Genomic DNA, 18,350 nt, shown 5'->3' with positions numbered 1-18,350 from the left:
AATTATTCAAATTTGCTGAATTTGCATTACGCCCATGCAACATCCCCTCGCTAACGGGGCGGCAAGACTATCCGCCCCGAGCACCGCGATCAGAAACGCTGTAACACGCTGATTTTTACGTTACGTCCTACGCCGGATACAGATTCTCCCAGATACGGGTAATAATCGGTATTCAGCAGGTTATCGACCGTCACACGCGCCTCAAATCCTTTTATCGTCTGCGGCTGCCAGCTGGCGAACAAACCATGCAGCACGTATCCCTTGCTCTTCGGTAACGCCCAGATATCGGCCTGTGGATCGCCATCAGCAGGTGAACGATCTTGCTTGCGTACAAAGTCCCCCGTCCAGCCTACCGCCATATCCAAACGTGGGATCTTGGTGCCCAGCGTGGCGTGTGCTGTTGTCGGTGGGATTTCAGCAATCCAGGTTTTATTGCCCCACGGGTTACGCGGTGATGCATCGCGCTCGCCGCGAATGGAAGAGAAGGACAGGCTGCCAAACAGCCAGCGGCTGTCGTAGAAGGATTCAATCTCGACCCCTTCAATGGTATAGCCCGGCATATTGCGGTAGTTAGAGAGCGGTTGCCCGCAAGATGATGACGTGCCACTCTGCGTCTGCGCTTCACACAGGATACCGCGACGGTAGAAAATTTCGTTTTTACCGCGGTTACGGAACAGCGTGGTACGAATTTGCAGGCTGTCTTCTTCCAGCATCAGGTTATTGAAGTCTAGAATCGCGCCCAGACGAAATGCTTTAATGCTTTCCACTTCCAGATTACGGCTGGTTCCCGGCACGCTGGATGCCGCAGATTGCACTTCATACTGTTCATCAACGACAGGTGCGCGCCAGGTTCGGCTGGCATCGGCAAACAGAGACAGATTATCCGTCGCTTTCCATAACGCACCAATACGCGGTGACCAGCCTGTATAGGTCACGCTGCTGTAGTCATGTCCCGCGGCCAGAATGCTGCTGTTATAACGTGGCGCAGCATTAGGTTTCCCCGTATTCGTCACATGGTCATAGCGCACGCCCGGCGTGATCGTTACGCTACCCAGCGTCACAGCGTCCTGCACATACAAACTACGCGTTTCCTGCTCACCAGCCGGCATGTAGTAAGGCTGGAAATAGCCATAGTTATACTCGGCGTTGTTCTTGCCGGACGGATAGTAAATCAGCGTGTCACGCTTATGCTGATGCCAACGCATCCCCACCAGCAGTTTATGGTCGAATGGCCCCGTCGTGAACTGGCTTTCGTTACTGACTTCCGCGAGCTGATCTTTATAGCTTACCCAGCTTTCATTCCCCAGCGTGCCCAGATAGCTACTCTGCGAAGCTGAATCAGGGCGTCGGTCATGCTGTTCGGTTTTCGAGGTGGCAAATGACGCCGTCAGATTCAGCCACGGCTGATCCTCCGGTGCAATATTCCATTTCAGCGAGTAGTTTTTATCGACCTGATCGCGGTAGACCAGCTTACGCCGCCAGGCTTCTTCCCAACCGTAGCGAGTGATTTCCGCCTGTGTCGGTGCCGCCATATCGTCGCGCTTAGCGGCAAACGGCTGCCAGCCGTCAGATTCGGAGCGCATCGCGGAGAGCGTCAGCGTCTGAGCATCCGTCAGGTAGATGTTGGTCTTCATCAGGTAAGACGCCATATCGCTGGTGGAGTAGACAAAGCGCGTACCATCAGGACGTTCGATGTTGTCGCCATCACGCTTGCTCATATAGAGCAGGCCGTCAGCCATCCCCTCTTCCGTGCGGCCATACAGCGCGCCGCTGTAGATATTTTGCCGATCGTTGGTGTGATAACTGTATTTGACCATCCCGCCGAAATTTTCTCCCGGCAGCAGCAGATCGCTGGCGTCTTTGGTATCAACGTGAATGGTGCCGCCGAAGCCGCCGTTACCGCTACGAATATCATGCGGCCCTTTATCGACATCGATCCGCTTAATCAGCTCAGGCTCAATAAATACCGAGCCCTGACGGTATTTCTCAAAGCCTTTTGGCGCGCCGTCGAGTACGACTTTGACGTCTTCCATATCGCCCATACCCCAGATATTCAGGCTCTGCCCACCCGGTCGGGGAGAACCCGCCATCGACACGCCGGGGAGTTTATCGAGCAGGCTGGCAATATTATCAGCCTGCGCGCGGTCCACATCGGCCTGACGCAGCACAGAACGTCCGGCGGCGGCGCTGTCCGATGTGCCGCCAACCACCGAGAGCGTCGGGATCATCAGGCTGCCGTCGCTTCCCTCAGCGGCAAGCGCGGACTCCAGCCGATAGCCCGTGGCGGTCTGTACCGCACTCAGTCCCGTCCCGGCCAGCGCAGCCGCAAAAGCGGCCTGAACGGTGTAGGTTCCCTGCAGACTCCCGCTGGTTTTATTCTGTGTTTGATCGGGAGAAAACGTGAGAATGACATTGGCGCGGCTGGCGATGGCCTGCAACGTGGTCCCTAGCGACCCCGCCGGAATGGAAAACGTTATTGTCGGTGCCGTAGTCGCAGCGGCAGTTTCCGCCGCCAACGCCGGGCTGGCTGCTCCAGCACTCAATATCAACACGCCAGACAGTGCCAGATGCACTGCCCGCGCCACCGTGAAGGCGGGTTTATGCGCGATGCGCCCGCCATTATGATTATTTATCGCCATTGTCATTCCCCTGAAATATTGAAAAAAAAGACACATCAGGTAGGTCACGCGAAAAACAAAATCGGGCAGAAAAATAGCAAAAATTTTCGGGGGAAAGCATTTAACACGGCGTTAGCGATGATGTTCAGGTAACGCATGGCGCTTATTTATGGCGGCAAAATGCACCTTTGGTCACGAGCGGTACACCCTCCACCATTGATTTTCATAGCGCTTGACCTCATCTTAGTGATTAATCCGCAATAGATATCCGCCTTGCCGGTTTCTCTCTGCAACGGATTTCACTTACCGGCAACGAGATCACCCACAATTATCAGGACGGCACCATGACGAATCCATTACTGACCTCATTTACCCTGCCCCCGTTCTCCAGTATCAAAACGGAAGATATTGTCCCTGCGGTGAAATCCGCGCTGGATGAATGCCGCGAGACGGTAGAACGCGTGGTGGCGCAAGCGGGGCCGTTTACATGGGATAATCTGTGCCAACCGCTGGCTGACAGCGACGATCGTCTTGGCCGCATCTTCTCACCCATCAGCCATCTGAACGCGGTGAAGAACAGCCCAGAGCTGCGTGCTGTTTATGAAGAATGTCTGCCGCTGCTGTCCGAGCACAGCACCTGGGTCGGCCAACATGCCGGGCTGTATCAGGCTTACCGCAGCCTGCGTGACGGCGAACAGTACACCGCACTGAGCGTGGCGCAGAAGAAATCCGTTGATAACGCGCTGCGCGATTTTGAGCTGTCCGGTATCGGCCTGTCGCCGGAAAAACAGAAACGCTACGGTGAAATCTCTGCTCGTCTGTCCGAACTCGGTTCGCAATACAGCAACAACGTGCTGGATGCCACCATGGGCTGGAACAAGCTGATTACCGATGTCGCCGAGCTGGATGGCATGCCGGAAAGCGCACTGGCAGCGGCCAAAGCGCAGGCAGAAGCGAAAGAGCAAGAGGGCTGGCTGCTGACGCTGGATATCCCAAGCTATCTGCCGGTGATGACTTACTGCACCAATCAGGCGCTGCGCGAAGAGATGTACCGCGCCTACGGCACGCGCGCATCCGATCAGGGGCCAAACGCGGGCAAGTGGGACAACAGTGATGTGATGGCGGAAAAGCTGGCACTGCGTCACGAGCTGGCACAGCTGCTGGGCTTCGATAGCTATGCGCACAAGTCACTGGCGACCAAAATGGCGGAAAACCCGCAGCAGGTACTCGATTTCCTGACCGATCTGGCGAAACGCGCCCGTCCACAGGCTGAAGAAGAACTCGCGCAGCTGCGTGCCTTCGCCAAAGAACACTACGGCGTAGATGAATTGCAGGCCTGGGATATCACCTACTACAGCGAACAGCAGAAACAGCATCGGTATTCCATCAGCGATGAGCAGCTTCGTCCGTACTTCCCGGAAGAACGCGCGGTGAACGGCCTGTTCGAAGTGGTTAAACGCATCTATGGCATCACCGCCAAAGAGCGTAAAGACGTCGATGTCTGGCACCCGGACGTTCGCTTCTTCGATCTGTTCGATGAAAGCGGTGAACTGCGCGGCAGCTTCTACCTCGATTTATACGCTCGTGAACACAAACGCGGCGGAGCCTGGATGGACGACTGCGCGGGTAAACTACGCAAAGGCAACGGCGAACTGCAAAAACCGGTCGCCTATCTGGTCTGTAACTTCAACCGTCCGGTCAACGGCAAACCCGCGCTGTTCACCCACGACGAAGTCACCACGCTGTTCCACGAATTCGGTCACGGCTTGCACCACATGTTGACCCAGATCGATACCGCCGGTGTCGCGGGCATCAACGGCGTACCGTGGGATGCGGTCGAACTGCCGAGCCAGTTCATGGAAAACTGGTGCTGGGAACCTGAAGCACTGGCCTTTATCTCCGGCCACCACGAAACCGGTGAGCCGCTGCCACAGGAACTGCTGGAGAAGATGCTGGCGGCGAAGAACTATCAGGCTGCACTGTTCATTCTGCGCCAACTGGAATTCGGCCTGTTCGATTTCCGCCTGCATGCCGAGTTTGATCCTGCGAAAGGCGCGCAGATTCTGCCGACGCTGGCTGAAATCAAAGCGCAGGTGGCCGTGGTGCCAAGCCCAAGCTGGGGCCGCTTCCCACACGCCTTCAGCCACATCTTCGCAGGCGGTTATGCCGCAGGCTACTACAGCTATCTGTGGGCCGACGTGCTGGCAGCGGATGCTTACTCCCGCTTCGAGCAAGAAGGTATCTTCAACCGTGAAACCGGTCAGTCATTCCTGGATAACATCCTGACCCGCGGCGGTTCCGAAGAGCCGATGGAGCTGTTCAAACGCTTCCGTGGCCGTGAACCGCAGTTGGATGCCATGCTTGCGCATTACGGCATCAAAGGATGAGCATCTGCTTAATCGCAGAAGAAGGCGCCGATAGTGGCGCCTTATCTTCTCTGGCCGCACGCTGGGGGCTGGTTTCCGATCCCGATGCGGTCATGGCGCTGGTGCTGACAGCGGAACGTCTGGAATTGCGCAAGCAGGATGAACCGAAGCTCGGCGCTATCTTCGTCGATTTCGTTGCCGGGACGATGGCACATCGCCGTCGCTTTGGTGGCGGACGCGGCGAGGCTGTCGCTAAAGCCGTCGGTATCAAAAAAGATTACCTGCCGGATGTCGTGGATGCGACGGCCGGACTGGGACGCGATGCCTTTGTGCTGGCAGCATTAGGCTGCCACGTACGCATGGTGGAGCGCAATCCGGTGGTTGCAGCCCTGCTGGACGACGGATTGCAACGTGGTTATCAGGACGCAGAGATTGGCCCGTGGCTACGGGAGCGGCTGACACTGCTGCACGCGTCGAGTATGACCGCACTGCGCGATATCACGCCGCCACCGGATGTGGTTTATCTCGACCCGATGTTTCCACACAAACAAAAGAGCGCACTGGTGAAGAAAGAGATGCGGGTGTTTCAGTCGCTGGTGGGTGCGGATGACGACGCCGATGCGCTGCTGGAACCCGCACGCGCACTGGCGAAAAAACGCGTCGTGGTGAAGCGACCAGACTATGCACCGCCGCTAGCTGGCGTGCCGGCACAGTCCATGCTGGAAACCAAAAGCCATCGCTTCGATTTCTATCTTCCTGTCTGATAAATCTCATCGCCGCGACGCTAAGCGTATCGGCGACTAAAAACTTACCCTGCTTCGCATTTCCTACGCTGCTTTTGCAAAGTCTGTGGCACTAATGAGAAGCAACTCGCATAATTCCGCGCTATCACCTTTTATGACACTAAGATGACATAATGAAAAAAACGCTTCTGTCACTTCTGCTTTGTTTGAGTACTTCTGCTATGGCCGCTCAAGAACCCGTCAATATTACGATTCTGGGGACATCCGACCTGCATGGCACCTTTGTTCCCTGGGATTACGCCACCGACACCGCCAACATGGCTGGCAGCCTGAGTCAGATCGCCACACAGGTGCATAAAGTCCGTGCGCAGCAGCCGAATGTGATTCTGGTTGATGCGGGCGACACCATTCAGGGCAACTTTGTCGAAACCTTCAAAAATGACAAAACCAGCCCGATGATTCTTGGTTTTAACGCCATGAATTATGACGTCTGGGTCATGGGTAACCACGAGTTCGATTTCGGCCTGAACGTACTTTCCACCTCGCTTGACCAGTTCAAAGGCACCGCGCTAGCGGGCAACATTTTTTGGGAAAGCGGTAAACCTTACTTACCCGCCTATAAGATTGTCGAACGGCAGGGCGTGAAGATTGGCATCATCGGTATGGATACGCCGATGACCGCGGAATTCGCCAAGGGCACCGACCGCGTGAAAGGGCTGAACTTTACCGATCCTGTCGGGGCGGTAAAAACCGTTATCCAGCAAATCCACGGCAAAGTGGATGCCATCGTGCTGGTCGCCCATATGGGAATCGATAACGAGAATCAGCGACCGGGTACTGGCGTCGGCGATATTGCCCGTGCGAACCCTGAACTAGCCGCCATCGTCGCAGGTCATATGCACGTAAAAGTGGATAAAGAAGTGATTAATGGCGTGATCGTCACCGAACCGGACAGATATGGCCGCGCACTGTCACGCATCGATTTGCAGTTTGAGCAGCAGAACGGCAAGTACGTGCTGATCAACAAAGACAGCTACACCTATTCGATTAAGGACGTGGATTCTGACCGCAAGATGGAAGACATCTACGAGCCTTATCACAATACCCTGCGCGCCAACGCTAACCGTCCGATCGCGCAGCTCCTCGGGCACGATCTGGTACCGCAAGATGCCGTGAAAGGTATTCCTCAGGTACATGTACAGGACACCGGCATCAGCGCCCTGTTCCAGGAAGCCAGCCGTCATTACGCCCCTAAAGCGCAGGTCATCGCGCTGCAAATTGATAACGACAAGCCCAAGCTGAATGTCGGCACCATCGCCGCGAAGGACATTGCCTTTAACTATCAATATGCTGGCGGCGAGATCACGGTTTATCAGCTCACCGGAAAAGAACTGAAGAAATACATGGAATGGTCAGCGGGTTACTTCAACCAGTTGCAGGACGGCGATGTGACTTACAGCTTCAATCCGCAGCGTCGCGCGTCCAAGTATTCCACCAATGATTTCTTCGACGGCGTGACGTACACCATCGATCTGACGAAACCCGCCGGGCAGCGCATCACCGACCTGAAACTGAATAACGGGATGCGGGTTACCGACAAGATGCCGATTCGTCTGGGTATGAACAGCTACCGCATGGGCCACCTGACGCAGAAAGGCGGCGTACTGGAAGGCATGCAGTTCCCGGTGCTGTCGGATACCAAAGCGAAATATGGCGAAGAAGCAGGCACGATTCGTAACCTAACCATCCGTTATCTGACCGAGGTGAAAAAAGGCCAATACGAAGGTACGGTGCCGCAGCGCTGGAAGCTGGCGGGATTGCAGGGCTATGAGCGCGAACGCCACATCGTCGAATCGCTGCTAAACAGCGGAAAAATCAGCGTGCCGACGTCAGACGATGGCCGCTACAGCAACGTACAATCCATCAACGTGAAATCGTTACTGCTGCCGGATGCCACGCAGCGGGAGAAACGCGTAGCGGAACTGACGCAACAGCGCGACAGCGCCACCAACGCGTTAACCAAACAACGTCTGAACGATCAGCTAACGATTATCGCGGCGATTAACTAACCGACATTATCTCTCGCTGCGGGCTTTCCAGCGCTCGCTCGTCAGGTAGCCGTTCACGCCCACATCCAGGAAAGGGCGTGGCGGCAAGTAATTTGCCTGTCCGAGCGACTGCATATCGCCGATCAGCGGGTTGTCTTCACCCAGCGCCAAATCCGCCAGAATATGTCCGGCAGCGGTTTGCTTCGACAGTCCCGCCCCGTTACAGCCTGCGGACGCATACACATTGTCGCTTAGCTGCCCCCAAATTGGCGCGCCGTTACGCGTTACGCTAATCAGCCCTGACCAGGTATGCGCCATCTTCACGTCGCTCAACTGCGGGAACATCCGGGCAAAAATAGCAGCATGGCGACGCGCGTGGCGTCCAGTTTCTACCGCGCTATTGACCAGTCCCGGGGTAAATTTCACATGCTCCCGAATCAGGAAGCGATGGTCGCGCGTATAGCGCAACGTCGCACTGGCCAGCGCATTGACCGGCGTTAGCCCCCAGTCCGGCATGTCACCCATGCGTGCTATCTGCTCCGCGTTCAGCGGCTCGGTCAGCGTCGCAAAGGTTGCCACGGCAAACACCCGACCATTGAACAGCGGCAGGCCGCGCGCCGCGCCGTTAATCGCCATCATCAGCTTATCCGCCTGAATCTCGCCGTACGGCGTTTCCACGCGAATGCGCGATCCAGTCTCGATATTCAGCGCGGGTGAATGGGCGTAAACCGTGACGTTCTTCGGCAGATTCGCCACCAGCCCGACCACCAGCGCCGCTGGGTTTAGCAGAATACAATTGGGCGTATACACGGCACGATGATAGAAAGATGTGCCTAAGCGGCGCGCAAGTTCGTCTTTTTCCACCACCTGATAGGGTTCACCAAGATCGTTTAACTCACGGACATAGGTATCGATCAGGCCGTTAAACGTTGAACTCACAGCACAGTGATATTTCCCCGCCACGCTCCAGTCACACGCAATAGCATGGCGATCCACCTTCTCCTTCAGATGCGCCACGCCAGACTGCAACAGGCGACGATAAGCCGCCGCTTTTTCCAGCTCGGCGGTCGAGCTGCCGATGTTGTGCGGTAAATCGATGACGAAACCGGAGTTACGCCCGGAGGCATTGTCGCCAATCTCGCCCGCATCCAGCAGGATAATATGTTTATCCGGGCGCTGTTCAGCCAAACGCTGTGCAAAGGCGATCCCCGCATAGCCAGCGCCGATCACCAGCCAGTCGGCCGTTGTTTTTCCACGCTGCTGCGGGTAATTCGGTTTATCGACAAGATCTGCCGACCAGCCATTACGATTCTGATCGAAAGGAAGATGTTTGATTTTCACAATGGTGTAAGCCTTGAAGAGAACGGGTTGTACCAGAAGACTGACGATACGCAATGCTGATTAAGATAAAGAAAGGCAGGAAGCGGTGTCCAGCAAGAAATGTCGCTAAAACTTAGAGAAATAAGTGAAAAGTCAAAGCGCCTGCGAATACAGGCGCTTTAAGTAAAGCAGGTGTTACACGACGCCCTGCGCCAGCATCGCGTCGGCCACTTTTACAAAGCCCGCCACATTGGCGCCGCGCACGTAGTTAGTCTGGCTGTCTTCACCGCCGTACTGCACGCAGGCATTGTGAATATCCAGCATGATGTGGTGCAGACGCGCATCCACCTTCTCTGCTTTCCATCCTAAACGTGCCGCGTTCTGCGCCATTTCCAGCCCAGATGTCGCCACGCCGCCAGCGTTGGCCGCTTTGCCCGGCGCAAACAGCACGCCAGCATCCAGGAACGCGTCGGTCGCAGGGATCGTGGTTGGCATGTTGGCACCTTCTGCCACAGCTTTCACGCCGTTAGCAATCAGCGTCTGCGCCGCTGGCAGATCCAGTTCATTCTGCGTCGCACACGGCAGCGCGATGTCTACCGGTACTTCCCACGGCGTTTTGCCTGCGAGGTAGGTCAGTTTCGCTTCGCGCGCGTAATCTTCCACGCGGCCATAGCGTTTGTTTTTAATCTCTTCCAGTAGCGCCAGTTTCTCTGGGGTAAACCCGTTCTCATCCACTACCGTGCCGTTGGAATCCGATGCCGTGACCACGCGCGCACCCAATTCCATTGCTTTTTCAATCGCGTACTGCGCCACATTACCGGAGCCGGATACCGCGACACGCATGCCTTCAAAGCCCAGACCGTGGCGTTTCAGCATCGCTTCCGTGAAGTAGATCAGGCCGTAGCCCGTCGCTTCAGGACGGATCAGACTGCCGCCGAACGACAATCCTTTACCGGTGAAGACGCACGCGGTGTTGTTGGTCAACTTCTTCATCATGCCGGTCATGAATCCGACTTCGCGGCCACCCACGCCGATGTCACCCGCCGGAACGTCCGTATCCGCCCCCAGATGACGATACAGTTCCGTCATCAGCGCCTGACAGAAGCGCATGACTTCACCCTGGCTTTTCCCTTTCGGGTTAAAGTCCGAACCACCTTTACCGCCGCCCATTGGCAGCGTCGTCAGCGCATTTTTGAACGTCTGCTCGAATCCGAGGAATTTCAGAATCGACAGGTTAACGGACGGGTGGAAACGCATGCCGCCTTTGTACGGGCCGATCGCGGAGCTGAACTGGACACGCCAGGCGCGGTTCACCTGTACCTGACCTTTGTCGTCCGTCCATGCGACGCGGAACTGAATCACGCGTTCCGGTTCTACCAATCGTTCCAGCAGGCTGTAATCCGCATAGTGAGGGTTCTGCTCCAAAAAAGGCCACAGAGTGGAAAGGACTTCATTAACGGCCTGTAGAAACTCAGGCTGATGCGGATCGCGTTGTTGAACAGAATCAAGAAAACTTGCCAGAGATACGATTTGTGCCATGAACAGCTCCTGATTGAACGAATAATCTCCCGTCTGCTTCTTTATTTTTAGACACGCAGAAGCTTGTGGGATCGGTGAAAATGATGTTGTGTCCTCTGGACTATAACACTGGCGATGGATATTTAAGCAAGCGTTTTCTTTTCAGATAAACGTTAGAATCCAATGAGATAGGAAGGGTTTTTCGGCGATTTGGGAAGGGAAATTTGCCATAAGTTTTTGTTATATAACAAAAGGCACAGCTAAAAAGCCGTGCCTTTCGTCACTGAAAAAAAATGCAAAAAAAGCTAATTTTTATTCGTCTTCATCATCACGCAGCGGCACGATGAGCATGTCGACATGTACGGTATTAATCAGCTGGCGTGCCGACGACATCAGTTTGCTCCAGAAGTCCTGATGGTGACCGCACAGCACGAGGTCGACGTCGTATTTCTTAATCGCATCAACCAGAACCTGCCCTAAATCGCCGCTGCCGCTCAGCGTCTCGCTGATAGGGTAACCTGCGTTCTGGGACAGCTCAGTCAACGCGTTTTGGGTTTCTTCGGAGATACGCTGTTGCATGTCACCCAGATTGACGTCAATCAGCCCTGTGTAAAGATCAGAGTAGTTCACATCGACGTGGATTAACGACACTTTCGCATTGTACGGTCTTGCCATTGAAACCGCTTTTTCCACTAACACTTTGCTTTCTGGAGAAAGGTCAACAGCAATAAGGATGTGTTTGTAAGCCATAATAAGACTCCTTCCGTAAAGACTAATTAAGGGTTAGCAGATATTTCTCCTGCCGCTCTAATACTTAACAGCGGATTATAGGATAGCACTCGTCCGTGCTATCGGACTGTTCAGTCGATCACAACCCGTTTTCAAACCTGTTAATTCTATTGATAAGTGTAGTAGAAACCGCTCCTTTTCACAGTTAGATCGCGTAGCTTCTCCTTTCAGAAAGGGCATTATCTCGTCGAAAATCGTCCTTCATGCCGATTGCGCCTGCCTCTCTGGCACAAACGAACATTCTTCTTCTACACTAGAAATAGGGAGCGGTGAGCCTGTCCGCTGCACCCTGGGATGGAAAACGAGAATGGGGCTAGCCGTGATGCCGTTGGCTATCCAAAATGACAATAAAATCGTGCGCAAGCGCGTGGCATAACTATTCGTAGAAAAATGTCACAGATAAACGTCGTAGATAAGCGTCGCGGGTAAATAGTAACGCTTGTCATCGGTGACAGGTGGACAACGGGAATGTATGACCATCGAATCTGACGAATAGAACGACCGGGAGGGAAGCATGATTAGTACATTTGCGCTTTTCTGGGCTTTATGTATCGTCTGCATCATCAATATGGCGAGGTACTACTCTTCATTACGCGTGTTACTGCTGATTTTGCGTGACTGTGACCCGCTGCTTTACCAATACGTTGACGGGGGTGGCTTCTTTACATCGCACGGCCAGCCAAGTAAACAAATCCGGCTGGTACGCTATATCTACGCGCAACGCTATCTTGATCATCACGACCCTGAGTTTATTCGCCGTTGCGAGCGAGTGCGGGGACAGTTTCTGCTTACGACCGCCCTGTGTGGCCTTATCGTCATCAGTCTGTTTGCAATGACAATATGGTATTAAACGCGGGTACTTACACAATTCTCTGGTATCAACACCATCATTGGTATGACAACCATGAACGTCGATAAAAAGTAAAAAGGCGATTCCCCACAGAATCGCCTTTTTTTATGCATGGTGAATCGCGGTAATTAGATCAGCTTCAACGCCAGCCAGTACAGCGTACCGGACATCAGCATCGAGACAGGCAGCGTCAACACCCAGGCAAGCAGAATACTTCTTATCGTTTTGCCCTGTACGCCTCCACCGTCCGCAATCATCGTCCCAGCAACCGCCGAGGACAATACGTGCGTGGTGGAAACCGGCATACCGGTGTAACTGGCAACGCCAATCGACAGCGCCGCCGTCACCTGCGCCGAAACGCCCTGTGCGTAGGTCATGCCTTTCTTACCAATCTTCTCACCGATGGTCACTGCAACGCGTTTCCAGCCCACCATCGTGCCCAGAGACAGCGCCAATGCAACAGCGACGATGATCCAAAGAGGTGCATACTCAATGGTCTGCAGCATGTCTTTACGCAGGTTGCTCAGGTAGCGCTTATCTTCGCCAGACGTTTCTGGCAGCTTGATCACCTGATCCATCGTGTCAGAGATACACATCAGCAAACGACGCACTCTGCTGCGATCGTCAGGGTTCAACTGATCGTAACTTTTCAGGTTACTCAGCAGGCCCTGTGTACGTTCAATCGCAATCATCACGCGTGAGCTGTCACAGTGGAACTCTTTCTGACCGTTGCCGGGAATCGTGTTTTCTGGCGCAGGAATCACAGGCGGAGACAGGTCAATCATATGCGCCAACGCGTCGCCGTGCTGCTTGTAGTATTCCTGCAAATTGACAACGGCATCACGGGTACGGCTGATGTCATAGCCAGACGCGTTCATGTTGACAATAAACCCGGCTGGCGCGACGCCAATCAGCACCAGCATAATCAAGCCGATACCTTTCTGACCGTCGTTTGCACCGTGAGAGAAGCTCACGCCAATCGCCGATAAAATCAGCGCGGTACGCGTCCAGAACGGCGGCTTACGTTTGCCGTCCTGCTTTTCACGATCGACAGGCGTCAGATGCACGCGCTTGCGTTTTTTACTGTCGTTCCAGAACCGACGCAGCACCAGCACCAACAGGCCTGCCACCACCATCCCCACAATCGGCGAGAGCAGCAGAGACAGGAAAATGCTAATCATTTTCGGCACGTTCAACGCATCCACGACGGAAGTATCCGTCAACAGCGCGTTGGTCAAACCAATACCGATAATGGAGCCGATCAGCGTATGAGAACTAGAGGCAGGAATACCGAAGTACCAGGTACCCAGGTTCCAGATAATGGCAGCCAGCAGCATGGAAAAGACCATTGCCAGACCGTGCGCCGAACTCACGTTCAGCAATAAATCCGTGGGGAGAAGGTGAACAATTGCATAGGCCACGCTCAGGCCGCCCAGCAACACACCAAAGAAATTAAAGACACCCGCCATAACAACGGCAAACTCGGCGCGCATGGCTCGGGTATAAATAACAGTGGCAACGGCATTCGCAGTATCGTGAAAACCGTTAATGGCTTCATACATTAGTACAAACAACAAAGCCAGTATCAACATCAGGCCGGTGTAGTAATCCAAACCGGCAAATAAATGTAGCATAAACGTTAGGCCATTTAGTGGTCATGAACGCGGCGCATTATCGGCGACAAGCAGGGGTCGGGAAAAGCGAAATATGACATTTTTTTGACTTAATATGTGACGACGATCGGTGGATAAACCACTTAATCAATAAAAATCAAATAATTATATATTTTTACTAAAATATGCAAATTGTTACGCTGGTGTCGAACAAAAACCAACACTACAATTTGCCGCCCTACGGCTTTCAGCCTGTGGCAATCCAAGAAGATAAAATCACTCATCGGAGAAATGCATTGTGGAACAGTTTGACGCTGTCATCATCGGTGCCGGTGCAGCAGGCATGTTTTGCGCGGCACAGGCAGGACAACGCGGACTGCGTGTTCTACTGCTCGATAACGGCAAGAAAGCTGGCCGGAAAATATTGATGTCCGGCGGCGGACGCTGCAACTTTACCAATATGTATGCAGAGCCAGCGGCCTATCTGTCTCACAATCCCCACTTTTGTAAATCGGCACTGGCGCGTTATACCCAGTGGGATTTCATCAGTCTGGTCAACAGCCACCGCATCGCTTATCACGAGAAAACGCTCGGCCAGTTATTCTGCGATGATTCCGCGCAGCAAATCGTGGACATGCTGGTAACAGAATGTGAGCAGGCGAACGTCACCCTCCGCTTGCGCAGTGAAGTGACCTCGGTGGAGAAATCAGACGATCGGTTCACCGTCCAGCTAAGCAACGGCACAGCATTCCAAAGTGCATCGTTGGTCGTTGCCTGCGGCGGCCTGTCGATGCCCGGCCTGGGCGCGACGCCGTTTGGCTACCAGCTTGCCGCACAGTTCGGTATCAACGTGCTGCCAACTCGCGCTGCACTGGTGCCCTTTACGCTGCACAAGCCGCTGCTCGAACAGCTACAAACGCTCTCCGGCGTCTCCGTGCCGACCGTCGTCACCGCAGAAAACGGCGTGACGTTCCGTGAAAACATCCTGTTTACGCACCGTGGGCTATCTGGCCCCGCTATTTTGCAGATTTCCAGCTACTGGCAGGCCGGTGAATTCGTCACCATCAATCTGCTGCCCGACCGCGATCTCACCCAGCTCATTAATGACGAGCGCACCGCTCACCCGAACCAAAGCCTGAAAAACACGCTGGCACAGTGGTTGCCTAAACGTCTGGTTGAATGCCTGCAAACGTTAGGGCAACTGCCGGACGTCACGTTGAAACAGCTCAACAGCGCACAGCAAACGCAGATTGAACAGAGCCTGCAAGAGTGGCGCGTGCAGCCAAACGGTACGGAAGGTTATCGCACAGCCGAAGTGACCATCGGTGGCGTTGACACCCGCACTCTGTCCTCCAAAACCATGGAAGCCAGCACAGTGCCGGGGTTGTATTTCATCGGTGAAGTGGTCGATGTAACCGGCTGGCTCGGCGGCTATAACTTCCAATGGGCATGGAGCTCAGCATGGGCCTGTGCGCAGGCGCTACCTTTTGTAGAAGGCTGATGGATATAGAATTGATGTAAGGCGATCAGGGTAAACGGTTCACTGTACCTTGCTCGCCTCAACGGTATTCATTCTTTCTTCTATGCTGACTTTTCATGTTTCCTCACCGCAAAAATTAGCATGATCCTCCTGTTTTCTTGCCCAATCCGATGAGAAGCAATGTATTCCGTGGTTTTCGTTCAGAGGGCGGGGATACAGTAGAGACTGGAGGATTGAGCCATATGACAGCGACACCACTTACCACCCCAAACAGCGTTATCAGCCAGGAAAACGAGACACAGCTGGCCGAGTTTGTGCGTGCCATTGATGCCCGGACGCAGGGGAGCGGCGATGTTGATACGTCGATTGACGGGCTGACGTTCTTCCGACGCGAAGCGCCCACAGATCCCGTCACGTGTATGATTGAGCCAAGCGTTGTTCTTGTTGCTCAGGGTGAAAAGAAAATCTGGATCGGTGGAGAAGCGTATCGCTATGACACATCCCACTTTTTACTCACCTCTCTGGATTTGCCCGCTAGTTCTGAAGTCATAACCGCAAGCCGTCAGGAGCCCTGCCTCGGCTTGACGCTAAAACTTGATTTACGGATTGTGGCTGAACTGATCGCACAAGGATGTTTGCCACCGCGTCGCGATCGCGGTAATAGTTCAAGCGCGGGGATAGGGAGCGCGACATCCGCCATACTGCGACCTTTCGGACGCCTGCTAGAACTGTTGGAAGAACCAGAGGCCATTCCCGTTCTGGCTCCGTTACTTCAACGCGAGATCCACTTCCGTTTGCTGATGAGCGATCAGGCGACCAGATTACGACACATTGCGTCGATTGACAGTCAGGGTCACCGAATCGCAAGGGCCATAGGTTGGTTAAAACTGCACTACGCCGCACCACTGCGTGTGGAAGATCTGGCTACCCGCGTCCAGATGAGCACACCAACGTTTAACCAGCACTTCAGAAAGCTGACCTCGATGAGCCCGCTACAGTATCAAAAGTGGATTCGTTTGAACGAAGCCAGACGCCTGATGCTGAATGAACATCTGGATGTTTCGAGCGCTGCATTCAAGGTGGGTTATGAAAGCCCTTCGCAATTCAGCCGCGAATATCGGCGTTTATTCGGCGTTCCGGCCAAGAAAGATATTACCGCCCTGCGCGCGCAGATTCCCTCATCAGGCATACGGTCATAACGTAGATTGGCTCACCGTGTGAACAGCAGAACAATACGGACTGATCCAGGTTACAAACTTTATTTCCGCCAAATCTCTTTCAGCAAATAGGACTATAATAACCTCTATTCAGCACTCTCCTTTAATTTACGGAGAAAAGGACGTCTCTACATAGGCCTCTGCTGCCAGAAAGGAGATGTGGATGAGCCCCAGACGTAGTGAACATAAAATCAACATATTGCAGTTATTGGTTGCAGGCATGCTGCCACTGCTGCTTGGATTATTGTTCACGTTTGTTGAGTCCAGATTAATGGTAAAGCGCGATTTGGAATCCACCGCGCAAATCGCAATGAATCATGCCGAGAATATTTCGACACAGGCATGGCAGATGGTGGATCGCCTCCAACGCTTTCATGGCCAGCCCTGCGACGTCATCGGCGATGAACTGCAACGTCTTGGTTCAGTCTTTTCTTACTTCCGCGCTATCGGTGTTACCCATAATACTGACGTCTATTGCTCTTCAACGTTTGGTAGCACGCTGAAGCCACTAAGCCGCGTTATTCAACAACCGCTACCGGAGACCTATTCTGAGCGCTGGAGCCTGTCAATTGCAGGTTCAGATAATGTAAAAGGACGCCCGGCGCTGATCTTCGTCCAGATGCCCCTCACAGGTTACGGCGCTTACGCGATGGTCGATGCGCAATATCTGATCGATCTCATGACTGCAATTAGCAAGATTCGCGGCTATCAACTTATCCTGCAAATGGATAACGGTCACCCGATTCAAACGGGCCCGACCATTACTCCGCACAGGAGCCTATTTTCTACCTCTGCGCTTGAAATCAAATCGAGCCGCTTTCCGATTACCCTCAATATTACCGCCCCCGCTTCCCAAGAAATCACCAACTGGAAGCAGGCATTTTTCACGTTTCTGCCACTGGCTATTATTCTCTCTCTGCTTTTCACTACGGCGATGTGGTACTGGCAAAAACGTAAGTTATTCTTCCGCGAAGAAATCCGTAAGGGCATCGCTAACGGTGAATTTTCCGTCTATTACCAGCCCATCTATGACGTGGAATCGCAAACCTGCACCGGAGTAGAGACGTTACTGCGCTGGCGACGCAGCAATGGACTGTGGATTAGACCCGATATATTTATCTCGGCCGCCGAAGCAGAAAGTATGATCATTCCCATCACCCGGCATTTATTTGATCTGGTGGCGTCAGATATCGCCAGTTGGCAGGTAAAACCGGGGTTCCATCTGGGGCTCAACGTTGCAGCAGAGCATTTGCATCACCCAAGTTTCGTCTCAGACGTACACCGCTTCGCAGAGAAAGTCGCCTCTCATTCATTGAGCATTACACTAGAGCTGACGGAGCGTAACCTCATCAGCAACGGCCCTGAAATCATACAGCGCCTGCATCAGTTGCGTGAAGATGGCTTTATGATTGCCATTGATGACTTCGGCACTGGCCACTGCTCACTCTCTTATCTGCAAAACTTTCCGCTGGATTGCCTGAAAATAGATCAGGGATTCGTCAGTGCGATCTCATCTCCGGATGAGGAGGCCCCTATTCTTGATGCCATTATTAATTTGAGCCATCGCATCAAGCTTCAATCCGTAGCAGAAGGCGTGGAAACCGAACAACAGCTCTTGTATTTACAACGGCACGGCGTCAAATATATACAAGGATTCCTTTACGCTAAGCCGATGGACAATGAATCGCTGCTGGTCTGGCTTCACTATAATGGCAATAAATCGATCGAGAGTTTTATGAATAAAAACAAAGAAGGGGAAAAACAGTAATAACCGGCAGAAGCTTGTCC

Annotated in this window: 12 protein-coding genes; 7 read left to right on the top strand and 5 right to left on the bottom strand. The window is 53.6% G+C overall.

Annotated features, from left to right (window positions below; translation table 11 throughout):
- Nucleotides 1-89: 89 nt before the first annotated feature.
- Nucleotides 90-2,639: a TonB-dependent hemoglobin/transferrin/lactoferrin family receptor gene (locus BUB06_RS17000; protein ID WP_039474403.1), complete on the bottom strand. Its 2,550-nt coding sequence runs from the start codon at nucleotides 2,637-2,639 to the stop codon at nucleotides 90-92.
- Between the two features lie 323 nt (nucleotides 2,640-2,962).
- Here BUB06_RS17000 and prlC point away from each other — a divergent pair, with 323 nt between their 5' ends.
- The 3 genes from prlC to BUB06_RS16985 all read left to right on the top strand — a co-directional run bounded on the left by prlC (nucleotide 2,963) and on the right by BUB06_RS16985 (nucleotide 7,796).
- On the top strand, nucleotides 2,963-5,005 hold the full coding sequence (prlC, locus tag BUB06_RS16995) for an oligopeptidase A (RefSeq protein ID WP_039474401.1): 2,043 nt from the start codon (nucleotides 2,963-2,965) through the stop codon (nucleotides 5,003-5,005).
- The gene (gene rsmJ, locus BUB06_RS16990; protein ID WP_010296507.1) at nucleotides 5,002-5,748 is read left to right on the top strand and encodes a 16S rRNA (guanine(1516)-N(2))-methyltransferase RsmJ; all 747 of its coding nucleotides are present in this window, start codon (nucleotides 5,002-5,004) and stop codon (nucleotides 5,746-5,748) included. Before prlC ends, rsmJ begins: the two co-directional genes overlap by 4 nt.
- Before the next feature lie 152 nt (nucleotides 5,749-5,900).
- Nucleotides 5,901-7,796 carry a bifunctional metallophosphatase/5'-nucleotidase gene (locus BUB06_RS16985; protein WP_039474398.1) on the top strand — a complete coding sequence of 632 codons (1,896 nt, stop codon included), beginning with the start codon at nucleotides 5,901-5,903 and terminating at the stop codon, nucleotides 7,794-7,796.
- 6 nt (nucleotides 7,797-7,802) lie between these two features.
- Here BUB06_RS16985 and BUB06_RS16980 read toward each other — a convergent pair whose 3' ends face one another.
- The 3 genes from BUB06_RS16980 to uspA form a co-directional block, all read right to left on the bottom strand.
- Nucleotides 7,803-9,116, bottom strand: a complete 1,314-nt coding sequence (locus tag BUB06_RS16980) for an NAD(P)/FAD-dependent oxidoreductase (protein ID WP_010298204.1) — start codon at nucleotides 9,114-9,116, stop codon at nucleotides 7,803-7,805.
- 174 nt (nucleotides 9,117-9,290) lie between these two features.
- Complete coding sequence (gdhA, locus tag BUB06_RS16975; protein WP_039474396.1) at nucleotides 9,291-10,634, bottom strand: NADP-specific glutamate dehydrogenase; 1,344 nt, start codon at nucleotides 10,632-10,634, stop codon at nucleotides 9,291-9,293.
- A 291-nt stretch (nucleotides 10,635-10,925) separates the two neighbouring features.
- On the bottom strand, nucleotides 10,926-11,363 hold the full coding sequence (uspA, locus tag BUB06_RS16970; protein WP_039474394.1) for a universal stress protein UspA: 438 nt from the start codon (nucleotides 11,361-11,363) through the stop codon (nucleotides 10,926-10,928).
- Nucleotides 11,364-11,916: 553 nt separating this feature from the next.
- Here uspA and uspB point away from each other — a divergent pair.
- Nucleotides 11,917-12,252, top strand: coding sequence for a universal stress protein UspB (gene uspB, locus BUB06_RS16965; protein ID WP_010281678.1), 336 nt, complete (start codon nucleotides 11,917-11,919; stop codon nucleotides 12,250-12,252).
- 128 nt (nucleotides 12,253-12,380) lie between these two features.
- Here the strand turns inward: uspB and pitA are convergent, their stop codons facing one another.
- Nucleotides 12,381-13,886 (bottom strand): inorganic phosphate transporter PitA, encoded by a 1,506-nt coding sequence (pitA, locus tag BUB06_RS16960; RefSeq protein WP_010298192.1) that lies wholly within the window; start codon nucleotides 13,884-13,886, stop codon nucleotides 12,381-12,383.
- A gap of 277 nt (nucleotides 13,887-14,163) precedes the next feature.
- Here pitA and BUB06_RS16955 point away from each other — a divergent pair, with 277 nt between their 5' ends.
- The 3 genes from BUB06_RS16955 (at nucleotide 14,164) to BUB06_RS16945 (ending at nucleotide 18,330) form a co-directional block, all read left to right on the top strand.
- Nucleotides 14,164-15,366: a BaiN/RdsA family NAD(P)/FAD-dependent oxidoreductase gene (locus tag BUB06_RS16955; protein WP_039474390.1), complete on the top strand. Its 1,203-nt coding sequence runs from the start codon at nucleotides 14,164-14,166 to the stop codon at nucleotides 15,364-15,366.
- Between the two features lie 221 nt (nucleotides 15,367-15,587).
- Nucleotides 15,588-16,544, top strand: a complete 957-nt coding sequence (locus BUB06_RS16950) for an AraC family transcriptional regulator (RefSeq protein WP_080726797.1) — start codon at nucleotides 15,588-15,590, stop codon at nucleotides 16,542-16,544.
- A gap of 181 nt (nucleotides 16,545-16,725) precedes the next feature.
- A complete protein-coding gene (locus tag BUB06_RS16945) occupies nucleotides 16,726-18,330 on the top strand; it encodes an EAL domain-containing protein (protein WP_051982110.1) in 1,605 nt (534 codons plus the stop codon).
- The last annotated feature ends 20 nt before the right edge of the window (nucleotides 18,331-18,350 follow it).

It is taken from the genome of Pectobacterium carotovorum, assembly GCF_900129615.1.
Taxonomy (GTDB): domain Bacteria; phylum Pseudomonadota; class Gammaproteobacteria; order Enterobacterales; family Enterobacteriaceae; genus Pectobacterium; species Pectobacterium carotovorum.
Note: the sequence above shows the minus strand (reverse complement) of the source record. Positions and strands in the feature narration are given on the sequence as shown.